The sequence below is a fragment of the Salipiger sp. genome (assembly GCF_048261495.1).
Taxonomy (GTDB): domain Bacteria; phylum Pseudomonadota; class Alphaproteobacteria; order Rhodobacterales; family Rhodobacteraceae; genus Salipiger.
On the sequence record NZ_JBLXFX010000001.1, the window covers coordinates 417,624 to 441,418 of the forward strand.

23 protein-coding genes are annotated in these 23,795 nt (G+C 66.9%); 13 read left to right on the plus strand and 10 right to left on the minus strand.

The features are described 5' to 3' along the window. Positions 1-3: 3 nt before the first annotated feature. Genes ACN0RJ_RS01915 through ACN0RJ_RS01930 form a run of 4 tightly spaced genes read right to left on the minus strand, consistent with a single transcriptional unit; the run spans position 4 to position 3,372 of the window. Positions 4-543: a VOC family protein gene (locus ACN0RJ_RS01915; RefSeq protein ID WP_417723242.1), complete on the minus strand. Its 540-nt coding sequence runs from the start codon at positions 541-543 to the stop codon at positions 4-6. A gap of 8 nt (positions 544-551) precedes the next feature. Beyond that, positions 552-1,829, minus strand: coding sequence for a TRAP transporter large permease (locus tag ACN0RJ_RS01920; protein ID WP_417723243.1), 1,278 nt, complete (start codon positions 1,827-1,829; stop codon positions 552-554). Further along, positions 1,826-2,359, minus strand: coding sequence for a TRAP transporter small permease (locus ACN0RJ_RS01925; protein ID WP_417723244.1), 534 nt, complete (start codon positions 2,357-2,359; stop codon positions 1,826-1,828). The genes ACN0RJ_RS01920 and ACN0RJ_RS01925 overlap by 4 nt, the downstream gene beginning before the upstream one ends. Further along, positions 2,359-3,372 (minus strand): TRAP transporter substrate-binding protein, encoded by a 1,014-nt coding sequence (locus ACN0RJ_RS01930; RefSeq protein WP_417723245.1) that lies wholly within the window; start codon positions 3,370-3,372, stop codon positions 2,359-2,361. The genes ACN0RJ_RS01925 and ACN0RJ_RS01930 overlap by 1 nt, the downstream gene beginning before the upstream one ends. 126 nt (positions 3,373-3,498) lie before the next feature. On the opposite strand from ACN0RJ_RS01930, the gene ACN0RJ_RS01935 reads away from it, so the two are divergent. Beyond that, a complete protein-coding gene (locus tag ACN0RJ_RS01935) occupies positions 3,499-4,551 on the plus strand; it encodes a LacI family DNA-binding transcriptional regulator (protein ID WP_417723246.1) in 1,053 nt (350 codons plus the stop codon). Positions 4,552-4,555: 4 nt separating this feature from the next. On the opposite strand, the gene ACN0RJ_RS01940 is transcribed toward ACN0RJ_RS01935, so the two are convergent. The 6 genes from ACN0RJ_RS01940 to uxuA all read right to left on the minus strand — a co-directional run bounded on the left by ACN0RJ_RS01940 (position 4,556) and on the right by uxuA (position 10,605). After that, entirely contained in the window at positions 4,556-5,248 is a 693-nt protein-coding gene (locus ACN0RJ_RS01940; RefSeq protein ID WP_417723247.1) for a glycosyltransferase family 2 protein, read from the minus strand. Then, positions 5,245-5,817, minus strand: a complete 573-nt coding sequence (locus ACN0RJ_RS01945; protein ID WP_417723248.1) for a DedA family protein — start codon at positions 5,815-5,817, stop codon at positions 5,245-5,247. Before ACN0RJ_RS01945 ends, ACN0RJ_RS01940 begins: the two co-directional genes overlap by 4 nt. A gap of 3 nt (positions 5,818-5,820) precedes the next feature. Further along, positions 5,821-6,951, minus strand: coding sequence for a ceramide glucosyltransferase (locus tag ACN0RJ_RS01950; RefSeq protein WP_417723249.1), 1,131 nt, complete (start codon positions 6,949-6,951; stop codon positions 5,821-5,823). After that, entirely contained in the window at positions 6,948-7,778 is an 831-nt protein-coding gene (locus tag ACN0RJ_RS01955; RefSeq protein ID WP_417718621.1) for a UDP-2,3-diacylglucosamine diphosphatase, read from the minus strand. Before ACN0RJ_RS01955 ends, ACN0RJ_RS01950 begins: the two co-directional genes overlap by 4 nt. A 146-nt stretch (positions 7,779-7,924) precedes the next feature. Beyond that, positions 7,925-9,391 (minus strand): mannitol dehydrogenase family protein, encoded by a 1,467-nt coding sequence (locus ACN0RJ_RS01960; RefSeq protein ID WP_417723250.1) that lies wholly within the window; start codon positions 9,389-9,391, stop codon positions 7,925-7,927. Continuing rightward, positions 9,388-10,605 (minus strand): mannonate dehydratase, encoded by a 1,218-nt coding sequence (uxuA, locus tag ACN0RJ_RS01965; protein ID WP_417723251.1) that lies wholly within the window; start codon positions 10,603-10,605, stop codon positions 9,388-9,390. The genes ACN0RJ_RS01960 and uxuA overlap by 4 nt, the downstream gene beginning before the upstream one ends. A gap of 100 nt (positions 10,606-10,705) precedes the next feature. On the opposite strand from uxuA, the gene ACN0RJ_RS01970 reads away from it, so the two are divergent. The 12 genes from ACN0RJ_RS01970 to ACN0RJ_RS02025 all read left to right on the plus strand — a co-directional run bounded on the left by ACN0RJ_RS01970 (position 10,706) and on the right by ACN0RJ_RS02025 (position 23,790). Further along, positions 10,706-11,446: a GntR family transcriptional regulator gene (locus tag ACN0RJ_RS01970; RefSeq protein WP_417718618.1), complete on the plus strand. Its 741-nt coding sequence runs from the start codon at positions 10,706-10,708 to the stop codon at positions 11,444-11,446. A gap of 2 nt (positions 11,447-11,448) precedes the next feature. Further along, complete coding sequence (locus tag ACN0RJ_RS01975; RefSeq protein ID WP_417718617.1) at positions 11,449-12,429, plus strand: TRAP transporter substrate-binding protein; 981 nt, start codon at positions 11,449-11,451, stop codon at positions 12,427-12,429. A 59-nt stretch (positions 12,430-12,488) separates the two neighbouring features. Beyond that, the gene (locus ACN0RJ_RS01980; protein WP_417718616.1) at positions 12,489-13,001 is read left to right on the plus strand and encodes a TRAP transporter small permease; all 513 of its coding nucleotides are present in this window, start codon (positions 12,489-12,491) and stop codon (positions 12,999-13,001) included. 4 nt (positions 13,002-13,005) lie between these two features. Beyond that, on the plus strand, positions 13,006-14,283 hold the full coding sequence (locus tag ACN0RJ_RS01985; RefSeq protein ID WP_417723252.1) for a TRAP transporter large permease: 1,278 nt from the start codon (positions 13,006-13,008) through the stop codon (positions 14,281-14,283). A 12-nt stretch (positions 14,284-14,295) separates the two neighbouring features. Continuing rightward, positions 14,296-15,342 carry an L-idonate 5-dehydrogenase gene (locus tag ACN0RJ_RS01990; protein WP_417723253.1) on the plus strand — a complete coding sequence of 349 codons (1,047 nt, stop codon included), beginning with the start codon at positions 14,296-14,298 and terminating at the stop codon, positions 15,340-15,342. A 4-nt stretch (positions 15,343-15,346) separates the two neighbouring features. Next, on the plus strand, positions 15,347-16,405 hold the full coding sequence (locus ACN0RJ_RS01995) for an Ldh family oxidoreductase (RefSeq protein WP_417718613.1): 1,059 nt from the start codon (positions 15,347-15,349) through the stop codon (positions 16,403-16,405). 158 nt (positions 16,406-16,563) lie between these two features. Beyond that, the gene (locus ACN0RJ_RS02000; protein ID WP_417718612.1) at positions 16,564-17,148 is read left to right on the plus strand and encodes an ANTAR domain-containing response regulator; all 585 of its coding nucleotides are present in this window, start codon (positions 16,564-16,566) and stop codon (positions 17,146-17,148) included. Then, on the plus strand, positions 17,145-18,320 hold the full coding sequence (locus tag ACN0RJ_RS02005; RefSeq protein WP_417723254.1) for an ABC transporter substrate-binding protein: 1,176 nt from the start codon (positions 17,145-17,147) through the stop codon (positions 18,318-18,320). Before ACN0RJ_RS02000 ends, ACN0RJ_RS02005 begins: the two co-directional genes overlap by 4 nt. 271 nt (positions 18,321-18,591) lie before the next feature. Continuing rightward, positions 18,592-19,953, plus strand: coding sequence for a CmpA/NrtA family ABC transporter substrate-binding protein (locus tag ACN0RJ_RS02010; RefSeq protein WP_417718610.1), 1,362 nt, complete (start codon positions 18,592-18,594; stop codon positions 19,951-19,953). A gap of 113 nt (positions 19,954-20,066) precedes the next feature. Continuing rightward, positions 20,067-21,149: an ABC transporter permease gene (locus tag ACN0RJ_RS02015; RefSeq protein WP_417718609.1), complete on the plus strand. Its 1,083-nt coding sequence runs from the start codon at positions 20,067-20,069 to the stop codon at positions 21,147-21,149. 5 nt (positions 21,150-21,154) lie between these two features. Beyond that, entirely contained in the window at positions 21,155-22,849 is a 1,695-nt protein-coding gene (locus tag ACN0RJ_RS02020) for an ABC transporter ATP-binding protein (RefSeq protein ID WP_417723255.1), read from the plus strand. Between the two features lie 23 nt (positions 22,850-22,872). Then, the gene (locus tag ACN0RJ_RS02025; RefSeq protein ID WP_417723256.1) at positions 22,873-23,790 is read left to right on the plus strand and encodes a GAF domain-containing protein; all 918 of its coding nucleotides are present in this window, start codon (positions 22,873-22,875) and stop codon (positions 23,788-23,790) included. Positions 23,791-23,795 lie beyond the last annotated feature (5 nt).

Here is a 23,795-nt window from a genome sequence, read left to right on the forward strand (position 1 = left end):
CGGTCAGAGCGTCGAAAGATCGGGGAAGGGGCGCACCGGGTCCGACCCGTCCCAGCCGTCCGAAGCGTTGCGGATCATGTCGAACATCCTGCCCTTGGGGCCCAGAACCTCGGACAGTTCGATGCAGGTGCCGGGATGATGTTCCTCGGCGAAATAGGCAAAGCGCCCGTTCTGCCCGACGCAGCCCGACATCTTCACCGTGAAACCGCGGTCCAGCATCCTCTGCAGGTCGGCATCGTATTGCGTCGTCCAGAAGGCGACGTGCTGAAGCCCGCGCAGGCCCTTCTGCATGTAGTCGCGATACATCGAGGGCACGTCGTTTCGGGTCTGGATCAGTTCGACCTGCATCGGCCCGGAATTGGCCAGCGCGACCGAGTTGTGGGGCCGGTAGCTCTGCCCGTCGTAGCGGTAATCCTCGATCGGCACCTGCGGGTTGTAGAACCACGGGCCGACGCCCATCACGTCGGACCAGTGTTTCATGCCGGCTTCGATATCGTCGACGACGTAACCAAGCTGGCGGATGGGGCCGAGAAGGGTGCTCATGGGGAACCTCAGTTCATCAGTGTTTCGGGAAGCCAGGTGGACAGCGCCGGCACGGCGGAGACCACGAGCAACGACAGGAGGAGCGGGATGAAGAAGGGCATCACCCCGGCAATCACGCGGGAAATCGGCATCTTGGTGATGATGGTGATCATGTAGAGGCTCATCCCCACCGGCGGGGTCAGCAGCCCGATCATCAGGTTCAGTACGAAGACGATGCCGAGTTGCAGCGGGTCCACACCTGCCGCCGTCAGCGCGGGCGCCACGATGGGCGCGATGATCAGGATGGCCGCGATGCTTTCCAGCACCATGCCGACGATCAGCAGGAAGACGTTGACCAGCAGCAGCAGGACCAGCGGATTTTCCGACAACCCGAGCAGGAAGCCCGAGGCCTTCATCGGCACCTGGTCCAGGGTCAGCACCCAGGCAAAGAGCGCGGCGGTCGCGACGACGAACAGGATGTTCGCCGTGGCCTCGACCGTCTCGCGCAGCGCGCCGAGAATGCCCCGCGTCGTGAGTGTCCGGTAGATCGCGAGGCCGATGAACAGCGCATAGGCGACGGTGACGCCCGCCACTTCGGTCGGGCCGAAATAGCCGCTCATCAGCCCGCCGATCAGCAGGACCGGGGCCAGCAGCGCCGGGAAGGAGATCAGCGCCTTCTTTGCCACGTCGCGCGGTCTGACACGGATGTCGTCGCGGGGCAGGCCCTTGACCCGTGCCACCACGGCGACCTGCGACATCAGCAGCGCGGTCAGCAGAAGCGCGGGAATTATTCCCGCAAGCAGCAGCTTGACCGCCGAGACATTGGCGACGGAGGCATAGATGATGATCGGGATCGACGGCGGAAAGATCGGGCCGATGGTGGCGGCGGCGACGGTCAGGCCCGCGGCGAAATCCTCGCGGTAGCCCTGCGCCTTCATCTGGTTGATCTGGATGGCTCCCAGCGCGCCGATATCGGCCAGCGCGGCGCCGGAGACTCCGGAAAAGATCAGCGACACGAAGACGCTGACCTGTGCCACGGCGCCGCGAATGCGCCCGAACATCATGCGCACGAGGTCGAACATATGCGTCGTGACGCCCGTCGCGTTCAGCAGGTTGGCGGCAAAGATGAACAGCGGCACCGCGAGCAGTGGCGAGCTGTCGAGCGCATTCAGGCTGCGCTGGGCCAGTACGGAGACCGGCAGGCCCTGGGTGACGATCACGATGGCCGAGGACAGCCCGAGGCAGATCGCGATCGGCGCGCCGAGGATCAGCAGCACGGAAAAGAGGATCAGGAGGAGGAGGCTCATATGGGGTGTCCGGTCTCGTCCCGCGGATCAAGGTAGGGGGCGGAGGGGTCGCGTCCGCGCAGGGCGTCGGCGACACGGGTGAGCGCGACGGCGCAGAGAAAGACCGATCCGGTCAGGGCGAGACTGTAGTAGACCCAGTTGGGCAGCCCCATGGCGGGGGTCAGGAACTTGCCCGCGCGGGGCAGGAATTGCGCGAAGCTCCAGAGCATGAGGCCCGCGAAGACCAGAGTGGCAAGATCGCCGGCAAGGATCATCCAGCGCCGCGCGACCGGGCCGCAGGCATCCGGCAGCATGGTGACGGCGACCATCACCTGCCGCCCGGCAAGGCAGGGCACGGAGAGGAAGACCAGGCCGATTCCGGCAAACCTCGCGAGCTCGTCCGCCCAGGGCAGTCCGAGGTCGAGAAAATTTCTCGCCCCGACCTGAACCACGATGAGCGCGGCCATCAGCGCCAGCAACCCCATGCCGAGGGTGATCCCGAAAGACACGAGCCGCGCGAGAAACGCGCGGCCCGGAACGGTGGATTGCATCAGGAGACGGCCTCGATCCGGCTGTAGAGGTCGCCGTACTCGGCGCCGAAGCGTTCCTGGACCAGCGCGCTCACCGAGCTGCGGAAGGCGTCGAGGTCGAGCCCCTCGTCCGCGCCGATCACGGTCATGCCGAGTTCGCGCAGCTTCGCGGTTTCCGCTTCCTCGTTGTCGAGGATGGCCTTGGTGGCCTTTTCGCGGGTCAGCAGGGCGGCTTCGCGCACCGCATCCTTCTGTGTGTCGGACATGCCCTGCCAGGTGTCCTCGTTCATCACCACGACCTCGGCGTTCGACATGTGTCCGGTCAGCATGAGATGCGACTGCACCTCGTAGAGCTTGACGTTCAGCACCACGTTGACCGGGTTTTCCTGCCCCTGCACGACGCCGGTGGCCAGCGCGGTCGGCACCTCGGACCAGTCGACGGGCACGGCGACGGCGCCCATGCCTTCGACGGCGGTTGTGTAGATCGGGAAGGGCACCGCGCGGATCTTGACGCCTGCCAGGTCGGTGGGGGACATCACCGCCTTGTTGCAGGTCAGGTTGCGGCGGCCGAAGTAATGCGCGTAGATCACCCGCACGTTGGCCGCCTCGATCAGGCCCTTGTTCAGCTCCTGCATCACCGGGCTGTCGACGTCTGTCACCTTCATCAGGTGGTCCACGTCACGGTAGAGATACGGCGTGTCGAGCGCCGCGAAGGGCTTGTAGAGCGACCCGAGCGCGCCCGCGGTGTTGTGCGAAAAGGCGATGGTGCCCAGCGACACGGCCTCGGCCAGTTCCTGCAGCTTGCCGAGCTGGCTGTTGGGAAAGACCTGCACTTCGATATCGCCGCCGGAGCTTTGCCCGAGCGCTTCGGCGAACCAGTCGGCCTGCGCCCCGGCGACCGAGGCGACCTCGTTGTTGTGGCCGTAGCGCAGGCTGGTCGCGGCCCATGCGGGGCGCGCGACAAGCGGCGCGGCCAGCGCGCCGGCGCCTGCGGCAAGCATGGCGCGGCGGCTCAGATTGCGAGATGTCAGCATCGGATCTCCTCCCAGAATTCTTGATGCGTTTTGAGGTTTTTTTGCGGGGCGGCCCCGCAATCCTCTTGGTCAGAAGCTATTGACCGAAGCTAAGGTTTTGCGCAACGCTTCGTCAAAGCAAATGAAATGATGGGTTTTGATGTGTCTGACGGGCAGGATCTGATCGCGGACGAGGCGGGGCGCCCCCAGATGAGCGATATCGCGGAGCGGGCAGGCGTGTCGCTTGCCACCGTCGACCGGGTCATAAACCGGCGCAAGGGCGTCAAGGAGCGGACCCGCCGCCGGGTTCTGGAAATCGCCCGCGACATCGGCTTTCTCAGCGCCGACGACGTGGCGCTCTACGGGGAAGGGCGGCCGCTCAACATCGTGGTGCTGCTGCCTTCGGGGACGAACCCCTACCTGCGCCTTCTGGGCGACAGGTTGCGGGACCGCGTCGGGCGGTCCGGCGCCAACGACCCGTTTCTGCGGTGCTTTTTCATCGAGAGCTTCGATGCGGGCGCGCTGGCGGCGGCGCTGCGGCGCAATGCGGGCTGGGCCGACGGCATCGCCTTTTTCGCCATCGACCACCCGGAGGTGCGCGACGCCGCTACCGAAATCGCCGCCTCGGGCACGCGCCTCGTCACCATCGTCTCCGACCTCGGGCCGGTGGCGGGGGTGGATCACGTCGGGCTCGACAACCGCTCGGTCGGACGCACCGCCGGGCTGCTGATCGGGCGGCTGGCCGAGTCGCGCTCGGGCTCGGTCGCGCTGGTGGCGGGGTCGCGGCACTACCGCGCCCATTCCGAACGCGAGGCCGGATTTCTGAGTCTGCTCGACGAGATGTTTCCGGACCTGCGGGTGATCGGGATGCGCGAGGGTCATGACGACGCGGGCGAGAACTACCGTCACACGCTGGAGCTGTTCGAACAGGCGCGCGATCTGGTGGGGATCTACAATGTCGGCGGCTCCTCCGGCGGAATCACCCGGGCGATGCGCGAACAGGGGCGGGAAAGCGTGGTGTTCATCGGTCACGGCCTGACCGCCGACACGCGCCGCGCTCTGCTCGAACGCAGCATGGATGCGGTGTTCGACCAGGACCCCGACGTGCTGATCGACCGCGCCATCGCCTGTCTGACCGGGCGGGAACCGCGACCCCGGCCGCTGAAGCTCGATATCTATTTCCGCGAAAACCTGCCCTGAGAGGTCAGACGCGGCGCGCCCGCAGGGTCACGATCTGCCGCGCGGCCTGAAGCGGGCTGACGGTGCGGAAGATGTCGCGCATCATCGCCGCGTCCGCCGCGATTCCGGCCAGCCGCCCGCGCTTGGCGTGCTTGAACGGGCTGTCGACGCCCGGCCAGGGCACCACCGCGACACGCAGTCCCTGCCGCAGCCAGAGCCCGTTCATGAAGACCTCGAGCCCGAAGCGCGGCAGGGCGCGGATGGCGTCGAGATGCTCGGCCAGCAGGGCACGGGGCATGACGCGCTCTCCCGAGATGTAGTCGATCCCCAGCAGGCGCCAGGGCAGCGGTGCATTCCGCCGCAGCGACAGGGCCGCCCCGGCGCGTCCCTCGATCACCGGCGCGGCAAGGGCGCTCAGATCGGACCCGGCGAGCCCGACAAGGTCGCTGTCCAGCAGCATCACGAGGTCGCTCCGCGCGGCCTCGATCCCGGCGGCGATGGCGCGGCTCTTGCCGCCGTTCCGTGCCATCCGCAGGACACGCAGCGCGGGATGGTGCGGGCACAGGGCTTCGGCCAGTTCCGCGGTCCCGTCGGAGGAGCCGTCATCGACGACGATCACCTCGGCGAATTGCGGGTGATCCAGCACCGTCGCCAGCACCCGGCCGATGCGCGGGGCCTCGTCGAAGGCGGGGATGATGCAGGCAAGCGTGCGGGTCACGGCCGCATCCTCCGTCTCAGCAGGTAGATGATTCCGGCCAGAACGATCCCGCCCAGCAGGATCAGCGACACCCGCGCGATCCAGTTGTCGATCTGGCTGTAGGCCGATCCGAAGGCGTAGCCGAGCGCGACGAAGAACAGGCTTTTCGGCACCGTGGCCAGCAAGTTGACGACAAGGAACCGCAGGAGCGGCATCCTTGCCAGCCCGGCCGCAACCAGTACGGCGGCACCGGCGGAATGGGTCAGCTTGCCGATCACCAATGTGCGTGCGCCCCGGCTGTCGAAATGGCTGGCGAGCGCGGTCAGGCGCGCCCGGTTGAGACCCATCTTCAGCCGCCACTTGGGCGGGAGCCGGTTCACGCCCCACCGGCCAAGCGCATAGAGTCCCATGTCGCCCAGCAGGTCCGCAAGCACGACGACGAGGGTGACGCTCCAAAGATCCAGAAGGCCCTGGCCGGCGAGCCACGCGGCGATCACCGTGACGATCGGCCCCTCGATCACGGCGATCGGGACGAGGATCGCCAATCCCTGTTTCGCGATCAGGGCCGTCACGGTTTCCAGTCCGAACACAGTCTACTCCGCGGGGCGGGATGCCGCGTCCGGCCCCATTTCGGTTCCGCGCCAGGTGAACCCGCGCGATGTCCAGGTGGCGATCCAGAGCGCGGGAAGGAGCGCGTCGCGCACCAGCATCGCGCCAAGGTCGCGCAGTCCCGACGGCCATCCCGCGACACGGGCAAGCGCCATCTCTGCTCCGTACCAGATGGGAAGCAGGGCCGCCGCCGCCAAGGGGGGCAGGGCGCCGAGCGCGGAAAGGCCGGCAAGCGCGGCGACGGGAACGAGCGGACCCTGCAGGATCTCCGCCGCAAAGAGCAGCGGGAATCCGTCCCGCCGCACCACCGACCACCGCAATTGCCGCGACCAGACCGCTGCCGGATCCCGCTTGCCGATGGGCTGCGGGAACATGCGGGACGTGAGCCGCACCTTGAGCCCCTGCGCCCGCACCAGCCGGGTCGAGGCGACGTCTTCGGCAAGGTTCCTGCCGAGCGCGGCAAGACCGCCCCCGGTTTCGAGGACGGGCCGGTGCCAGAAAAGCGTCTTGCCCTGGGCAAAGCCGAAGCCGAGCGCATCCGCCGCCAGTTGCCAGCGCCCCTGCGAGGTGTCGAGAAAGGCGCATTCCACGGCGCCCCAGAAATTCCCCGGCCAGATCCCGGCGGGGGGCGAGGTGACAAGCCCGGTATCCTCGCCCCAGCGCTCGATCAGCAGGCGCAGGTAGTCGCGCGGCAGCAGCAGGTTGCTGTCCGCCATGGCCAGCCATTCGCCGCGGGCGACGACATAACCCTTGTGCAGGTTGTTGAGCTTGGGATTGCCGCTGATGGCGGCGGCCCCGATCAGCAGCGTCGCGTCGACGCCGGGATGATCGGCGATCAGCTTTCGCACCAGCGGCACGGCGGCGTCGGTTTCGGAGTCGGCGCAGAACAGGATCTCGTAGCGCGGATAGTCCTGATCGAACGATGTCCGGAGCGTTTCCGCATCGAAGGTGTCGATCCCGCAGACCGGACGGATGAGTGACACGAAGGGCAGGCCGCCGCGCGGTTTGGCAGTCTCCGGACGGAGGTAGCGGCGCGCCACCAGCCAGGCGCTGACAAGATGCACGCCGGTCAGCGTCAGGGCCAGCGCGCCGAGGGCAAGCACGAGCAGGCTCATGCCATCTCGCCGGCAAAGCTGCCGTCCTCCTCCGATGCGGGGCGGAGGCCCGCGGGACGTTGCCCCGCGCGGGCGGTTTCGGCGGCGAAGTCGATCAGGCGCATCCGGCCCGAACGGTCTTCGGCCAGCGCGGTCAGGCTGTCGACCCAGTCGCCGCAATTGGCAAAGGTCACGCCGTCGCGGTCACGCAGGGCGGGCCGGTGCGAATGGCCGCAGATCACGCCCGAGGTGCCCGCCGCGCGGGCGAGGTCGGTCAGGCGGATTTCGAAGCGGTCGCCCATCGCCATGAGCTGGTTGGCACCGGCGATCACCCGCTGCACCGCGCTTTTCGAGCCGCGCGGCGCGTCGGGCCGGGTCAGCCAGCCGTCGATCTGGCGCAGCAGCCCGTCGAGACGGCTGCCGAGGCGGGTCATCAGGTGCCAGCGCAGGATGCGCGGGTCGCATTGGTCGCCGTGCAGGACAAGGTAGGCGCGCCCGTCGGCGGCGTGGTGCACGGTCGTGTTCCTGAATTCCCAGGGCTGGGAGATCAGCCGGGATTTGCGCATCCGGGCATCGTGGTTGCCGGGAAGGTAGACGATGCGCGTGCCGCGCCCGGCGCGGCCCCGGAGATCGTCGAGAACGGCCTGGTGGCCATCGGACCAGTGCACCTTTCCACCGTGCCAGAGGTCGAAGATATCGCCGACGAGGTAGATGGTGTCCGCCTCGACCCGGTTCAGGAAGGCCAGGATCGCCTCCGGCCGGCTGGCGCGGGCGCCGAGGTGGAAATCCGACAGGAACAGGCTGCGGTAGAACTGGCGGGCGGCAGTGCCGGCGGGTGAAGACGGCATGGCGGCAGACTTCCTTGGTGATTGCGCCCGCCTTATGGCGTCGCTGTGTAATGGGAATATGACGCGATCAGAACGTCTTGCGTCCGGATCGCGTTCCCGTCACAGCGTGATTTTTCTGCGATGCAGCAGAATGTCGCACATTTCCGTCAGGCCGCGCCCGCCTCGGCCTCGACTGCGGCGCGCATTCCGAGGGTCATCATGCGGTCCAGGCGCGTGGTCACGGCCTCCCGCCAGGCGGTGCTGTCGCGCAGCGGCGCGGGGAACAGACCGGGCAGGGCCAGCAGCCTGTCGGCCAGCGCGGCTGCCGTCGGGGTGCCTGTGTCGGTCAGCTCCGTCTCGCGCGGGTCGCGCAGGGCATAGGGGGTGCCGTCGTCCTTCCGCCCGAGCGTGTAGCGCATCCAGGCGGCGGTGGCGAAGGCAAAGGCCGACAGGTCGGACCCGGCGGACAGCGCCGCGACCGCCGGCCCGAGGATGCGCTGAGGCAGCTTCTCCGTCCCGTCCATCGCGATCTGGTAGGTCTCGTGCGCGAGATGGGGATTTTCGAACCGCGACAGCAGCGCCTCGGCATAGCTTTCGAAATCCGCGCCGGGCAGCGGTTTCAGCGTCGCGGCGGCGGCGCGCATGTGGCGCCCGACAAGCGCCGCAAGCGCGGGATCGCGCATCACGTCGCGCACGTAGCCGTGACCGGACAGGAACCCCGAATAGGCCAGCATCGAATGCGCGCCGTTCAGCATCCGCAGCTTCATTTCCTCGTAGGGCGAGACGTCGGACACGAAGATCGCGCCGCCCGCCTCCCAGGCCGGGCGGCCCTGCGGGAAATGATCCTCGATCACCCATTGCCGGAAGGCTTCGGTTTCGACCGCGGCGGCATCGCGGAAGCCGGTGAGGTCCTCGGCCAGCTTCAGCGTGTCCGGCGTCTGGGCCGGGGTGATCCGGTCGACCATGGACGAGGGGAAGGCGACCTCGGTCGCGATGTGCTCGACAAGCTCGGGCGCCACCTGGCGCGCATGGTCGATCAGAAGGCTGCGGACCATTTTCCCGTTTTCGGGAAGGTTGTCGCAGCAGAGCACGGTGAACGGGGCCAGCCCCTTGGCCCGGCGCCGGCCGAGAGCACGCACCAGCAGCCCGGCAACGCCCTGCGGCGCCTCGGGCGTGGCGAGGTCCGCCGCGATGGCCGGATGCGCGCGGTCTATCCCGCCGGTGGTCCGGTCGATGCCGTAGCCCTTTTCGGTCACGGTCAGGGTGACGATCTTCGTCTCTTCGGCGCAGAGCGCAGCACGCACCGCGGTGGCGTTGGTCTGCATCGACAGGGCATAGTGCAGTGCGCCGATCACGCGCGGCACGGTGCCATCGACCGACCGTTCGAGCAGGGTGTAGAGATCGTCCTGCGCCGTCAGGTCCTCGGCCGGGGCCGTGCTGCGCAGGCTGACGCCGATGATGCGCCAGTCGCCGCCCCGGGCCGCCAGCGCATCGTCGGTATAGACCGCCTGATGCGCCTTGTGGAACGCGCCCAACCCGATGTGCACGATCCCGGCACCGTGAGCGTCGCGGTCGTAGCCCGGCAGCACCACGCCGGGTTTCAGACCGTCGATCGAGGTCAGGCGCGCGCTCATGCGGCGCCCCGCGCGATGCGCGGTTCCAGTGCCGCGACGATGCCCCGCAGTTCGGCAAGTCCCTTGAGCCGGCCGATCGAGGGATAGCCCGGCTGCGCCCGGCGTCCGAGGTCGTCGAGGATGTCCTGCCCGTGATCCGGACGGAACGGGATCGACCAGTCCGCCCGGCCCTCGGCGCGGCGGCGCGCCTCTTCGGTCAGCGCGGCTTCGACCAGCGCCACCATGTCGGTGTCGCCGCCGAGATGCTCGGCCTCGTGGAAGGAGCCGCGGATGCCGTCGCCTTCCCGCTTCACGTTGCGCAGGTGCAGGAAGTGCACCCGGTCGCCGAGCCGCTGCATCATGCCCGGCAGATCGTTGTCCGGCCGCGCGCCGAGCGAGCCCGAACACAGGGTGATGCCGTTAGCGGGGCGGTCCACCGCCTGCATGAGCTTGGTGTAGTGCGCCTCGGTCGACATGATGCGCGGCAGGCCCAGAAGCGGGAAGGGCGGGTCGTCCGGGTGGCAGCACATCCGCAGGCCGAATTCCACGGCGGTGGGGATGATTTCGGACAGGAAGTCGACAAGGTGCCCGCGCAGCGTGTCTTCGCCCATCGCCGCGTATTCGGCCAGGTGCGCGCGCACCTCGTCGAGGGTGAAATTGTCCGCCGCTCCGGGAAGACCGAAGACCACGTTCCTTGCCAGCGCCTCCTGCTCGGCATCGGACAGCCCGCTCAGGCGGCGTGCGGCGGCATCGCGCAGGGCGTCGTCGTAATCCTCCGCCGCGCCGGGACGTTTCAGCACATGCATGTCGAAGACAGCAAAGTCCGTCAGGTCGAAGCGCATGCAGGTCGCGCCGTTCTTCAGCCGGTGGGCGAGGTCGGTCCGGGTCCAGTCCAGCACCGGCATGAAGTTGTAGCAGATCACCTCGATCCCCGCCGCGGCGAGGTTGCGCATGCTCTCCCGGTAGGCGTCGACATGCGCGCGCCAGTCACCCTGCTGTTTCTTGATGTCCTCGGAGACGGGCAGGCTTTCCACCACGTCCCAGGTGATGCCGGAGGGCGCGCCGTCCTTCATCGTGCCGACCTGCGACTGCCGCAGGGCGATTTCTTCGGGGCTCCAGACGGCCCCGGTGGGGACGTGGTGCAGCGCGGTCACGATGCCCTCGGCACCGGCCTGCGCCACGTCGTCTATGGAAACCAGGTCCTTGGGCCCGAACCACCGCCAGGTCTGTCGCATCTCGATCCTCCCCGAGTCTTTGATCGCGTCCTCCTTTACCATCCCCGCCTGTTGCTGGCTAGTATGGAAGTATGGTAGTTAGTCGCAGGGGAGGCGAATCATGACAATGGAAAGCAAGGCGTTCCGCGCCCTTGACCCGGCGATCCCGATTTCGCCCCAGATTTCGCGCTTTCTGCGCGAGAGCATCATTCGCAACGAATTGCAGCCCGGCAACCGCATCAGCGAGGCCGAGATCGCACGGGAATGCAGCGTGTCGCGCCAGCCGGTCCGCGAGGCGTTCATCAAGCTGTCCGAGCAGGGCCTCCTGTCGGTCCTGCCCCAGCGCGGCACCGTCATCACCAAGATTTCCTACACCGCCGTGCTGGATGCGCGCTTTCTGCGCGAAGCCATCGAATCGGACATCGTGAAGATCCTCGCCAGCCGTCCCGACGCGGCGCTGGTGCGCGATCTGCGCGACCAGATCGCCGCGCAGGAAACCGTCGGTCACAGCGACCGCATGGAGTTCATCCTTCTCGACGAACGGTTCCACCGCACGCTGGCGGATGCCGCGGGCAAGGGCGGGGCGTGGAAGCAGATCGAGGGGCTCAAATCCCAGATGGACCGCGTGCGCTTTCTGTCGCTGTCGCAATTCCCGGTCGGCAACCTCGTCACGCAGCACGCCCTTCTCGTCGACCAGATCGAGGCGGGCGACATGCCCGCCGCCGAGAGCGCCATCCGGCTGCACCTGCGCGAGATCCTCAAGGATCTGCCGCATGTGCTGGCCGCGAATCCCGACTTTTTCGACCTTCCGGCGGGAAAGATTCCCGAACCGGTCAACGTGCCCATCTCAGGAGGAGAATAGACATGGCATTCAACTGGAAACGTTCCGCCCTTGCCGCAGTCGTGGCAGCGCTCGTCGCGGCGCCCGTCGCGGCGCAGGAAATGACCCTGAAACTGGGCCACCTCGCCAACGAGGAGAACTCCTGGCACAAGGCGTCGGTGAAATTCGCCGAGGAAGTCTCGGCGCTGACGGATGGCCGCATCGCGGTCGAGGTCTATCCGAACGAGTCGCTCGGCAAGGAGATCGACCTGATCAACGGCATGCAGCTCGGCACCGTGGACATGACGATCACAGGCGAGTCGCTGCAGAACTGGGCGCCCAAGGCGGCGCTTCTCGCGGTGCCCTACGCCTACAAGTCGCTCGAGCACATGGACGAGGTCGCCGGCGGCGAGATCGGCGACCAGATCGAGGCGCAGATCATCGAAAAGGCGCAGATCCGTCCGATCGCCTATTTTGCCCGCGGCGCGCGCGACCTGACCTCGAACCGCGCGATCACCACGCCGGACGATCTGAACGGCCTCAAGATGCGCGTGCCGAACGTGCCGCTCTTCGTGGACGTGTGGAAGGCGCTCGGCGCACAGCCCACCCCGATGGCCTTTTCCGAGGTCTTCACCTCGCTTCAGAACGGCACCATCGACGCGCAGGAAAACCCGCTGGCGCTGATCCGCTCGGCCAACTTCAACGAAGTTCAGAGCCACGTGAACCTGACCGATCACGTCCGGTCCTGGATCTACCTGACCATCGCGGAAATGACCTGGAACAAGCTGTCCGACGAAGACAAGGACGCGATCACCAAGGCCGCCGCCACGGCGCAGGCCTATGAGCGCGAGCTGTTCCTCGCCTCGCTCGAAGAGGACCGCAAGTACCTCGAAGAGCACGGCATGACCTTTGTCGAGGTCGACGGTCCCGCCTTCCAGGCCAAGGCCAAGGACGCCGTCCTTGCCAACGTCAATGACGAGATCAAGCCGATCGTGGAAGAGCTGTTCTCGGCTCCGTCGAACTGATCGCTTACGGCCGGTCCCGCACACCGGGGCCGGCCACCCGAACACAGGCAGGCAGATCCATGAAATCAACAGAGCGCATCATACAGGTCCTGGCGACCGTGGCCCGCATCGGTGCGGGCGTCTCCTTTCTCGTGCTCATCGTGGCGGTGCTGATCCAGGTCACCACGCGCACGATGGGCAACTCGCCGGTCTGGACCGAGGAGCTCACCCGTTTCGCGCTGCTCTACCTCGTCGCCTTCGGCGCGGGGCTGTCGTTCCGCACCGGCGACATGGTGAACGTCGACGTGGTCTGCGAGAACCTGCCCGGCCGCGCGCCCCGCATGCTGCGCCTGCTGTCCGCCGTCGCGACCGCGGGCCTCGCGCTCTACCTGCTGCCGGCGTCGTGGAAATACACCTCCATCGGCGCGATGCAGACCTCGCCCGCGCTGGGCATGCAGATGACCTGGGCGCATGTCACGATCACCCTCCTGCTGGCGCTGCTCGCCGTGTTCGGCGTGCTGCGGATCGTGGGAATGCTGACGGGTGCCGAGGACGGCAAACCCGAAAAGGCCATCGAGGCCCCGGAAGGATAAGAACATGGAAGTCTGGGTTCTCTTTGCCGTCTTCGTCGCCGGCCTGATCGTCGGCATCCCGGTGGCGGTGACGCTGGGTCTGTCGTCGCTCGTCTACCTGCTGATGTCCGGCATCCCCGCGGTGGTCATGCCGCAGAAGATGTACGCGGGCATGGATGTGTTCGTGCTGCTGTCGATTCCCGGCTTCATCCTTGCCGGGAACCTGATGAACCAGGGCGGCATTACCAACCGCATCATCCGGTTTGCCCAGGCGCTCATCGGCTGGGTGCGCGGCGGGCTCGGCCTGACCAACATCGCGGCCTCCATGCTGTTCGGCGGCATCACCGGCACGGCTGTGGCCGATGCGGCCTCGATCGGCGGCGTGATGATCCCCGGCATGAAAAAGGCCGGCTACCCGGCCGATTTCTCGGCCGCCGTGACCGCCGCCTCGTCGACCGTGGGGCCGATCATCCCGCCCTCGGTTCCGATGATCATCGTGGGTGCGCTGTCCGGGATCTCGGTCGGCAAGATGTTCCTCGCGGGGGCGGTGCCGGGCATCGTCATGGGGCTGGCCATGATGGTGACCTGCTACTGGATCTCCGCGCGGAAGAATTTCCCGCGTCAGGCCTGGCAGGGATGGGGCGAGGTCGCCCGCAGCTTCGGCGGCGCGTTCTGGGCGCTGTTCATGACCTTCCTCATCATCTACGGCCTGCTCTCCGGTCTTGCCACGCCGACGGAAACCGCCGTGGTCGCCTCGGTCTACGCGCTGATCGTCGGGGCCTTCGTCTACCGCGAGCTGAAGCTGCGCGCCGTACCGGGAATCCTGATCGAAAGCGCGGTGTCGGCGGCGGGAATCCTCGCGCTGGTGGGCTTTGCCAACGTCTTCGGCTGGATCCTCGTGTCCGAGCGAATCCCGCAGGCGATCGCGGATGCGGTCCTGACCTTCACCGACAACAAGTTCCTCGTCATCCTCATCATCAACCTGCTGCTGCTCTTCGTCGGCATGTTCATGGAGACCATTGCCGCGCTCATCATCCTGTTCGTGCCGCTGCTGTCGCTGGCGCAGGCGGTCGGGATCGAGCCGCTGCATTTCGCCACCTTCGCGGTGCTGAACCTGATGATCGGCCTGACCACGCCGCCGGTCGGCGTGTGCCTGTTCGTCTGCGCGGGGATCGCGCGGCTGCCGCTGACCCCGGTGGTGGTTGCGATCCTGCCGTTCTTGCTTACAAACATCGCCGTGCTTTTCCTCGTCTCCTACGTTCCCGGCTTCGCCACCTGGCTGCCGTCCGTCCTCATGCCCTGATTGGAGGTCCCAATGGACACCCGCGTCTGCCGTCTTCACAAACAGGAAGACATCCACATCGAAACCATCGTCGTGACCGAGCCGGGACCGGGCGAAGTGCTGCTGGCGGTCGGGGCCGGCGGCATCTGCGGGTCGGACCTGCACTACTACCAGCACGGCGGCTTCGGCCCGATCGTCGTGAAGGAGCCGATCATCCTCGGCCACGAAGCGTCGGGCACCGTGATCGCGCTCGGGGCGGGCGTCACCAATGTGGCGGTCGGCGATCCGGTCGCGATCAACCCGTCCCGTCCCTGCGGCGAGTGCACCTATTGCGCCGAAGGGCTGACGACCCATTGCCTCAACATGCGGTTCTCCGGGTCTGCGATGCGCTTTCCGCATGAACAGGGCCTGTTCCGCGACCGGATCGTGGTGGATGCCGCGCAGGCCGTGAAGGTCAGCCGCGACATCTCGCTCTCCGAGGCGGCCTGTTCCGAGCCGCTCGCCGTCTGCACCCATGCGCACAGCATGTCCGGCGGCACCGAGGGCAAGCGCGTGCTCGTCACCGGCGCGGGCCCGATAGGCGCGCTGTGCGCGGCACTGGCAAATGCCGGCGGCGCGACCGAGGTCGTAGTGACCGACCTGCAGGATTTCACTCTGGAAAAGGCCGCCGCGATGGGCGCGACCGAAACCATCAACATGGCGCAGAACGGCGCCGCCTTCGATCGCTTTGCCGAGGGCAAGGGTTATTTCGACGTGGTCTTCGAATGCTCCTCGGCCCGGCCCGCCGTCGCCTCCGCGCTGTCCGCGATCCGTCCGCAGGGGACGCTGGTGCAGGTCGGCACCGGGGGCGAGATGAGCTTCCAGCTCAGTGCGCTGGTCGCCAAGGAGATCCGCTGGCAGGGCACCCAGCGCTTCGTGCGCGAGGATTTCGAATCCGCTGCCGCCGCCATCTCGTCGCGGCGCATCGACGTGCGGCCGATGATCACCGGGAACTTCCCGCTCGAGGATGCGGATGCCGCGTTCAGGATGGCGGGCGACCGCACCAAGGCCGTCAAGGTTCACCTGAGCTTTGCGGGCTGATCCGATGGCCGAGAAATATTCCCGCGAGTCGATCAAGGACCTGGCCTTCGCCCTTCTCACGAAGGGCGGGTTGCCGGACGACAAGGCCGAGGTCGTTGCCGAGCTTCTGACCCGGACGGACGAATTGGGCGTCACGACGCACGGCCTGTCGATGGTGCCCTACTACCTGCCGGAACTTGCCAGCGGCAAGATGACGACCAGCGGCACGCACGAGGTCGTCTCCGACAGGGGCGCGACGATGGTCTGGGATGGCAACTATCTGCCCGGACACTGGCTGATGACGCAGGCGCTGGACCTCTGCATGGAGCGGGCCCGGACCCACGGCGTCGCCTGCCTTGCCATGCGGCGCAGCCACCATATCGGCTGTCTCTCGACCCTGACGCGCATCGCGGCCGAGGCCGGGTTCGTCTGCATGATCAACACTTCGGACCCCTCGGGCGCCTGGGTCGCGCCCTTTGGCGGCACCACCCCGGTGCTGACTCCGAACCCCTGGGCTGTGGGCTATCCCGCCGCGGATCACCCGGTGCTGATCGACACCTGCGCGTCGATCACGACGGTGTCCAAGGTCCGGGAATACGTCAACAGCAAGCGGCAGTTCGACCACCCCTGGATGCTCGACGGCGCGGGCAACCCCACCACGGACCCGAACGTGGTCAACCAGACCCCCAAGGGCAGCATCCTGCCGGTCGGCGGGTCCGATCACGGTCACAAGGGCTTTGCCATGGCGTTGACGGTCGAGATGCTGTCGCAGGCGCTGTCCGGGCACGGACGCTCCGAAAGCGTGACGCGCTGGGGCGGCAACGTCTTCCTTCAGGTCATGGACCCTGAGGCCTTTGCCGGGCTCGACGCCTTCACCACCGAGGTCGACGCTCTCAACACTGCCTGCCGGAGCAATCCTCCCGCGCCGGGCGTGCGCCATGTCCGTATCCCCGGCGATCGCGCGGCCGAGATGCTGACGCGCAGCCGGACCGAAGGCATCTCCCTGCCGGACGAGGTCTGGACCCGCGTGACCGAGGCCGCCGGCGTCCTCGGCGTGCGTCTGCCCCGGCCGATCTCGGGCTGAATGCGGCCCCCGTGGTCCGGCGCCCGGAACGGCGCCGGACCATCGTCGGACATTCCGTCCCGAAGCCCCGATGAATTTCCGGGCAGCTGCCCGCACAGCGGGCATCCGACGCAATGGTCGGGCTTTACTTCGCTCGCGGAACGTGTCGGAAAAGGGCCATGACCTCCGCCCTTTCCATCGTCGTCGTCGAAGCTGACCGGGACCGCGCGCTGCTGATCGTCGACAGCCTGCGCGAGGCCGGCGATTTCGAGATTCATGTCATCGCCGAACCCACCGGCCTTGCCCGCAAGATCCAGGCACTGACCCCGGATGTCGTGCTGATCGACGTGGAAAGTCCGTCCCGCGACATGCTCGAGGAACTGGCGCTGGCCTCGGGGCCGATGGATCGTCCGGTGGCGATGTTCGTGGACCGCGACGATGTCGGCCTCACCCATGCCGCGATCGAGGCGGGCGTGTCGGCCTACGTGGTCGACGGCATGCAGCCGCAGCGGGTGAAACCCATCATGGACGCGGCCATCGCGCGGTTCCGCATGTTCCAGCGCATGCGCATCGAACTGGCGGAAACCAAACGCTCGCTGGAAGAGCGCAAGATGATCGACCGCGCCAAGGGCATGCTGATGAAGGCCCGCGGCATCGACGAGGATGCCGCCTATGCGCTGCTGCGCAAGACCGCGATGGATCAGGGACGCCGCGTCGCCGATGTGGCGCAGGCGCTGGTGACGGCGGCGGGGCTTCTCGGATGATCGCCGCCACGCTCTCCGTCGGGTTCCTGCCGCTGGTCGACGCCGCACCCCTGATCGTGGCGCATGAAATGGGTTTCGCCGCGGAAGAGGGCATCGCCCTCGATCTGCGGCGCGCGCCGTCCTGGTCCTCGGTCCGGGACATGCTGAGCTTCGGCCAGGTCGAGGCGGCGCATATGCTGGCCCCGGTTCCGGTGGCGACGGCGCTGGGCCTCGGGGGCAACGGCACGCCGCTGGCGGCGGTGTCGGTCCTGTCGGTGAACGGCGACATCATCGGGGTGAGCAACGATCTTGCGGCCAAGCTGCGGGCGGGCGGGCACGACTTTGCCTTCCGGGACGCGCGCGCGGCGGGGGCGGCGCTGATCGCCCACGCGACACAGCCCCTGCGGCTGGGCGTGCCGTTCCCGTTTTCGATGCATGCCGAGCTGCTCTATTACTGGCTGACCGCCCTCGGGCTGCCCGCGCCGCAAAGCGTGGATATCCGCACCGTGCCGCCGTCGCTCATGGCGGCCGCGCTGGAGGCGGGCGAAATCGACGCCTTCTGCGTGGGCGAACCCTGGGGGTCCATGGCGGTCGAGAACGGCGTCGGCACGCTGCTGCTGCCGGGCAACGCGATCTGGTCCTTTGCCCCGGAAAAGGTGCTGGCGGTGCGCAGCGACTGGGCAGTTGCCGAGGGCCAGCTCCTGGGCCGCCTCATCCGCGCCGTCTGGCGTGCCGGGCGCTGGCTGGCGGAACCCGGCTCTCCGACGCTGGCGGCGGAATTGCTGAGCCGGCCGCAGTACCTCGACCTGCCGTCCGAGATCCTCGACCGGGCGCTGACCGGGCGCATCGTCATCTCGCCGCAGGGAGAGGAGCGTCACGTGCCGCGCTTCGTGGAATTCCACCGCGGCGCCGCCTCGTTTCCCTGGCGCAGCCAGGCGGAATGGATCGGCCTGCAACTGGCCAAGCGGATGGGGCTGGATCAGACCACCGCCGCTCAGGCCGCCCGGGCGGTCTTTCGCTCCGATCTCTACCGGCAGGCCCTCGCTCCGACTCAGGCCGAATTGCCCGGTGCCTCGTCCAAGCTCGAGGGCGCGCTGATTCACGAAACGGCGGTTTCCTCGGTCGCGGGGCGGTTGTTCCTCGGACCCGACGCGTTCTTCGATGGCAAGGTTTTTGAGCCGGACGCCGTCTGAAGCGGGTTTTCTGCACATGCATTGTGCATCTCGATGCTGCAACTGCAAAACATGCGCCCGAAGCGGTTATTTATATTGATCCGCGATCCGGAGCGTCGCATTACCTGACTCGTGCCAAGCAACGACGCTAGGCAAAAGAATTCTCCCACCGACCGGGAATACCTGAGCAAAGCCGCTCGACTCGCTGTGACAAGACTGTCTCGGCCTGTCGGCGGCTTTTTTGGTTTTTGTCCGGGGTTCCCGGACGCTCATCTGAAGGATGGACGAACGAATGAACAAACTTCTGATCGCCCTCGCAGCCTCTACCGCGTTGGTTTCGCCCGCTTTTGCCCAGGATCTGGAAAAGGACGAGCTGACCTTCGGTTTCATCAAGCTGACCGACATGGCGCCGCTCGCCGTGGCCTACGAGCAGGGTTATTTCCTCGACGAGGGGCTGTTCGTGACGCTCGAAGCGCAGGCGAACTGGAAGGTCCTGCTGGACGGCGTGATCGGCGGACAGCTTGACGGCGCGCACATGCTGGCGGGTCAGCCGCTGGCCGCAACCATCGGTTACGGCACCGAAGCGCACATCATCACCCCGTTCTCGATGGACCTGAACGGCAACGGCATCACCGTGTCGAACGCCATCTGGGACGAGATGAAGCCCAACATTCCGACCAATGCCGACGGTCTGCCGCAGCATCCCATCAGTGCCGAGGCGCTGGCCCCGGTGGTCGAGAAGTACAAGTCCGAAGGCAAGCCCTTCAACATGGGCATGGTGTTCCCGGTTTCGACCCACAACTACGAACTGCGCTACTGGCTTGCCGCCGGCGGTCTCGAGCCGGGGTACTACAGCCCCGAGAACGTCACCGGCCAGATCGGCGCCGACGTTCTGCTGTCCGTGACCCCGCCGCCGCAGATGCCGGCCACGCTCGAAGCCGGCACGATCTACGGCTACAGCGTCGGCGAGCCGTGGAACCAGGCTGCCGTGTTCAAGGGCATCGGCGTGCCGGTCATCACCGACTACGAGCTGTGGAAGAACAACCCCGAGAAGGTCTTCGGCATGACTGCCGAATTCGCGGAAGAGAACCCCAACACCACCAAGGCCGTGGTCAAGGCGCTGATCCGCGCCGCCATCTGGTTGGACGAGAACGACAACGCCAACCGCATGGAAGCGGTCGAGATCCTGTCCAAGCCCGAATACGTCGGCGCCGACGCCGAGGTGATCGCCAACTCGATGACCGGCACCTTCGAATACGAAAAGGGTGACAAGCGCGAGGTCCCCGATTTCAACGTGTTCTTCCGCTACAACGCGACCTACCCGTTCTATTCCGACGCCGTCTGGTATCTGACCCAGATGCGCCGCTGGGGTCAGATCGCCGAGGCCAAGCCGGACAGCTGGTACGACGAGATCGCGAAGTCGGTCTACAAGCCGGAGATCTATCTCGAAGCCGCCCGCGCACTGGTCGACGAAGGTCTCGCCAGCGAGGAAGACTTCCCCTGGGACAGCGACGGCTACAAGGCGGCGACCCCCGCCGAGGATGTCATCGACGGCATCGCCTATGACGGCAAAGCGCCCAATGCGTACCTCGAAAGCCTGCCGATCGGCCTGAAAGGTGAGCAAACCGTCGTCGGCACCGAGATCAAGGGCTGATTTCACTCTCCGGGGTGCGCCGTGCGGGCGCACCCTTGCCAGGCTCCCCCGAAGGTTGCGCCGAGTCGGTGCAGCGCCCGCCAGACCAGACACATCGCCGAGGACCCCTCCCCATGACGACCGTCGATCCCGAATACGCCCGTGAAGCCGAACGCGAAGCCCGCCGGGCCCGCCTCTTCACCCGCATCAACAAGGCCGACGCCTGGTTTCAGGTCCTTGGTCTGAGCTGGATCACCCCGATCCTGAAAGCCGCCGCCGGCGACAACCCCAAGGCGCAGGCCAAGGACATCTGGCGCCTGCTGGGGGTGCCGCTGCTTGCCATCGTGCTGTTCCTCGCGGCCTGGGGCGTGCTGGCGCCCAAGGTCCAGACCTCGCTGGGTGCGGTGCCGGGACCGGCCCAGGTCTGGGAAGAGGCGGTCAACCTGCACGAAGACGCCAGGGCAAAGGCGGCGAAGCAGGAAAAATTCGAAGAGATGGTGGCCAAGCGCAATGAAAAGCTGATCGCCGCCGGCAAGGAAGATCAGGTCAAGAGCGTCGCCTATACCGGCTCGCCGAGCTACTACCAACAGATCTGGACGTCGATCAAGACCGTGTTCTTCGGCTTCCTGATCGGGTCGGCCATCGCCATCCCGCTCGGCATCCTCGCGGGGCTGTCGCCCTATGCCAACGCCGCGATCAACCCGCTGGTGCAGATCTTCAAGCCGGTGTCGCCGCTGGCCTGGCTGCCGATCGTGACGATGATCGTCTCGGCGGCCTCGGCCTCGAACGACGGGCTCTTTTCCAAGTCCTTCCTGATCTCGGCCATCACCGTGACGCTGTGTTCGCTCTGGCCGACGCTGATCAACACCGCGCTGGGCGTGGCGTCGATCGACAAGGACCTGGTCGCGGTGTCCAAGGTCCTGAAAATGAACACCTATACCAAGATCACCAAGCTGGTGCTGCCCTCGGCCCTGCCGCTGATCTTCACCGGTCTCCGCCTCAGCCTCGGTGTGGGCTGGATGGTGCTGATCGCCGCGGAGATGCTGGCGCAGAACCCCGGCCTCGGCAAGTTCGTCTGGGACGAGTTCCAGAACGGCTCCTCGTCGTCGCTGGCCAAGATCATGGTCGCGGTCTTCACCATCGGGATCATCGGCTTCCTGCTGGATCGCGTGATGTTCGCGCTGCAGTCCCTCTTCACCTTCTCGAACAACCGGTGAGCGGCATGAGCATTCTCAAGTTCGAAAACGTCTCGAAAAGCTTCGGCCAGGGTCTTCGGCGGAACGATGTGCTGAAGAACATCGACCTCGAGGTGGAGGAGGGCGAATTCCTCGTGCTCCTCGGCTTCTCCGGCACCGGCAAGACGACGCTCATCAACCTGATGGCCGGGCTGGAAAAGCCCAGCAAGGGTAAGGTGACGTTCAAGGGCAAGGCCATCGAGGGCCCCGGCCCGGAACGCGGCGTGATCTTCCAGAACTATTCGCTGATGCCGTGGCTGACGGTGCAGGGGAACGTGCAGCTGGCGCTGGATTCGGTCTTTCCGCAGATGCCCGCCGCGGAAAAGGAGGCCACGGTCGACAAGTACGTCAAGATGGTCGGCCTCGGCCACGCCATGACGCGCCGCCCGGCCGAACTGTCCGGCGGGATGCGCCAGCGGGTCAACGTGGCCCGTGCGCTGGCCATGTCGCCCGAGGTGCTGCTGCTGGACGAGCCGCTGTCGGCGCTGGACGCGCTGACCCGCGCCAACCTCGCGGACGAGATCGAGGCGATCTGGGACGGCGACAAGAAGACCTGCGTTCTCATCACGAACGACGTGGACGAGGCGATCATCCTTGCCGACCGCATCATCGCGCTGAACCCCGACGGCACGCTGGGCGAGGAATTCCGCGTGACCATCCCCCGCCCGCGCGAGCGCGGCGCGATGAACCACGACGACACCTTCAAGAAGCTGCGCGCCAAGGTGACCAACTACCTCATGGACGTGGGCATCAAGGACAAGGTCGAGGGCTCGCGCATCCTGCCGAGCGTGACGGCGATCCATTCGGTGCCCGCGGCGGTCGCGCAGGCGCAGGAAGGCATGATCGACGAGCGCTTCCTCGACTTCTCGCAACTGCACAAGATCTACCCGACGCCCAAGGGGCCGCTGACCGTGGTCGAGGACTTCAACCTCAAGGTCAACCGGGGGGAGTTCATCTCGCTCATCGGGCATTCGGGCTGCGGCAAGTCGACGGTGCTGACCATGGCCGCCGGTCTGAATTCGATCTCCAAGGGCGGCATCCGTCTCGACGGCCGCCACGTGGAGGGCGCCGATCCCGAGCGCGCGGTGGTGTTCCAGTCGCCCAACCTCTTCCCCTGGCTGACGGCGCGCGAGAATTGCGCCATCGGGGTCGACAAGGTCTATCCCAAGGCCAGCCAGGCCGAGCGTCAGGACGTCGTCGAATACTACCTCGAACGGGTCGGCCTGGCCGATGCGATGGATCGCGGCGCGGCGGACATGTCGAACGGCATGCGCCAGCGCGTCGGCATCGCCCGCGCCTTTGCCCTGTCGCCCAAGCTGCTGCTGCTGGACGAGCCCTTCGGGATGCTCGACTCGCTCACCCGGTGGGAATTGCAGGAAGTGCTGATGGAGGTCTGGGACCGCACCAAGGTCACCGCCATCTGCGTCACCCATGACGTCGACGAGGCGATCCTGCTGGCCGACCGCGTGGTGATGATGACCAACGGTCCGCAGGCGACCATCGGGCGCATCGTGGATGTGGATCTGCCGCGTCCGCGCACCCGCAAGGCGCTGCTCGAACACCCGGACTATTACCTCTACCGCGAGCAGGTGCTGAATTTCCTCGAGGAGTACGAGCACGGCAAGCAGGCCAAGTCCGAGGCCCGGGCCGAAGAGAAATCCGACAAGAAGGAAGCCGCGTGATGGACGTTGCAATCGACGCTCCCGTGAAGACATTCATCCAGGTCACCGAGGTCTGGGTTCCCGAAGGCGACCGCCTCGTGCATGGCGAGGGCAACTACGGCACGCTCGACGCCTTTGCCGCGGAAAGCCGCCAGCAGAGCTTCGCCAAGGGCGAGGGCCTGCCGGGCAAGGCCTGGTCCGAAGGGCGGCCGGTCGTGCTCAAGGGCTTCGACGGGTCCTATTTCAAGCGCACCGAAGCGGCGCACGAGGCGGGGCTGACCAGCGCCGTCGCGATCCCGGTGTTCAACGGCAACACGCTGAAGGCGGTTCTCGTCGTGCTCTGCGGCGACGACGACAACCGCACCGGCGCGATCGAGATCTGGCACGAGCAGGACGGCCTGCTGATGCTGGACGATGGTTACTACGGTGCAGCCCGGCATTTCGAATGGGTCAGCCAGCACACGCATTTCCCGCGCGGGCAGGGCCTGCCGGGTGGTGTCTGGTCTTCGGAAACGCCGATCCTGATGCGCGACCTCGGGTCGGGCTACCGCTTCATCCGCTCCGAAAGCGCGGGCAAGGCAGGGCTGACCACCGGCCTCGGCCTGCCGGTTCCGGTGCCCGGCGGCATGACCTACGTGCTGACCCTGCTGTCGGCGCGCGGCACGCCCATCGCGCGGCGGTTCGAGATCTGGGACGCCAGCGCCGGCAAGGTCGGCCGCGAGCCGGGCGCGGTGCTGGTCGACGGCATCTGCTCGCGCGAAGGCCCGCTCTGGACCGACGACACCCAGCAGAAGCCCCGCCGCGTTGCCGCGTGGCAGGGCCAGATCGGCAAGGTGCTCGGCACCGGCCTGCCGGTCGTCGAGAACGGCACGCCCGGCCTGTCGGCGGGATACGAATCCATGGTCGCGCTGCCCATCCATCAACATGGCGAGATTTCCCACATCGTCGCCTGGTATGTCTGAGAGGC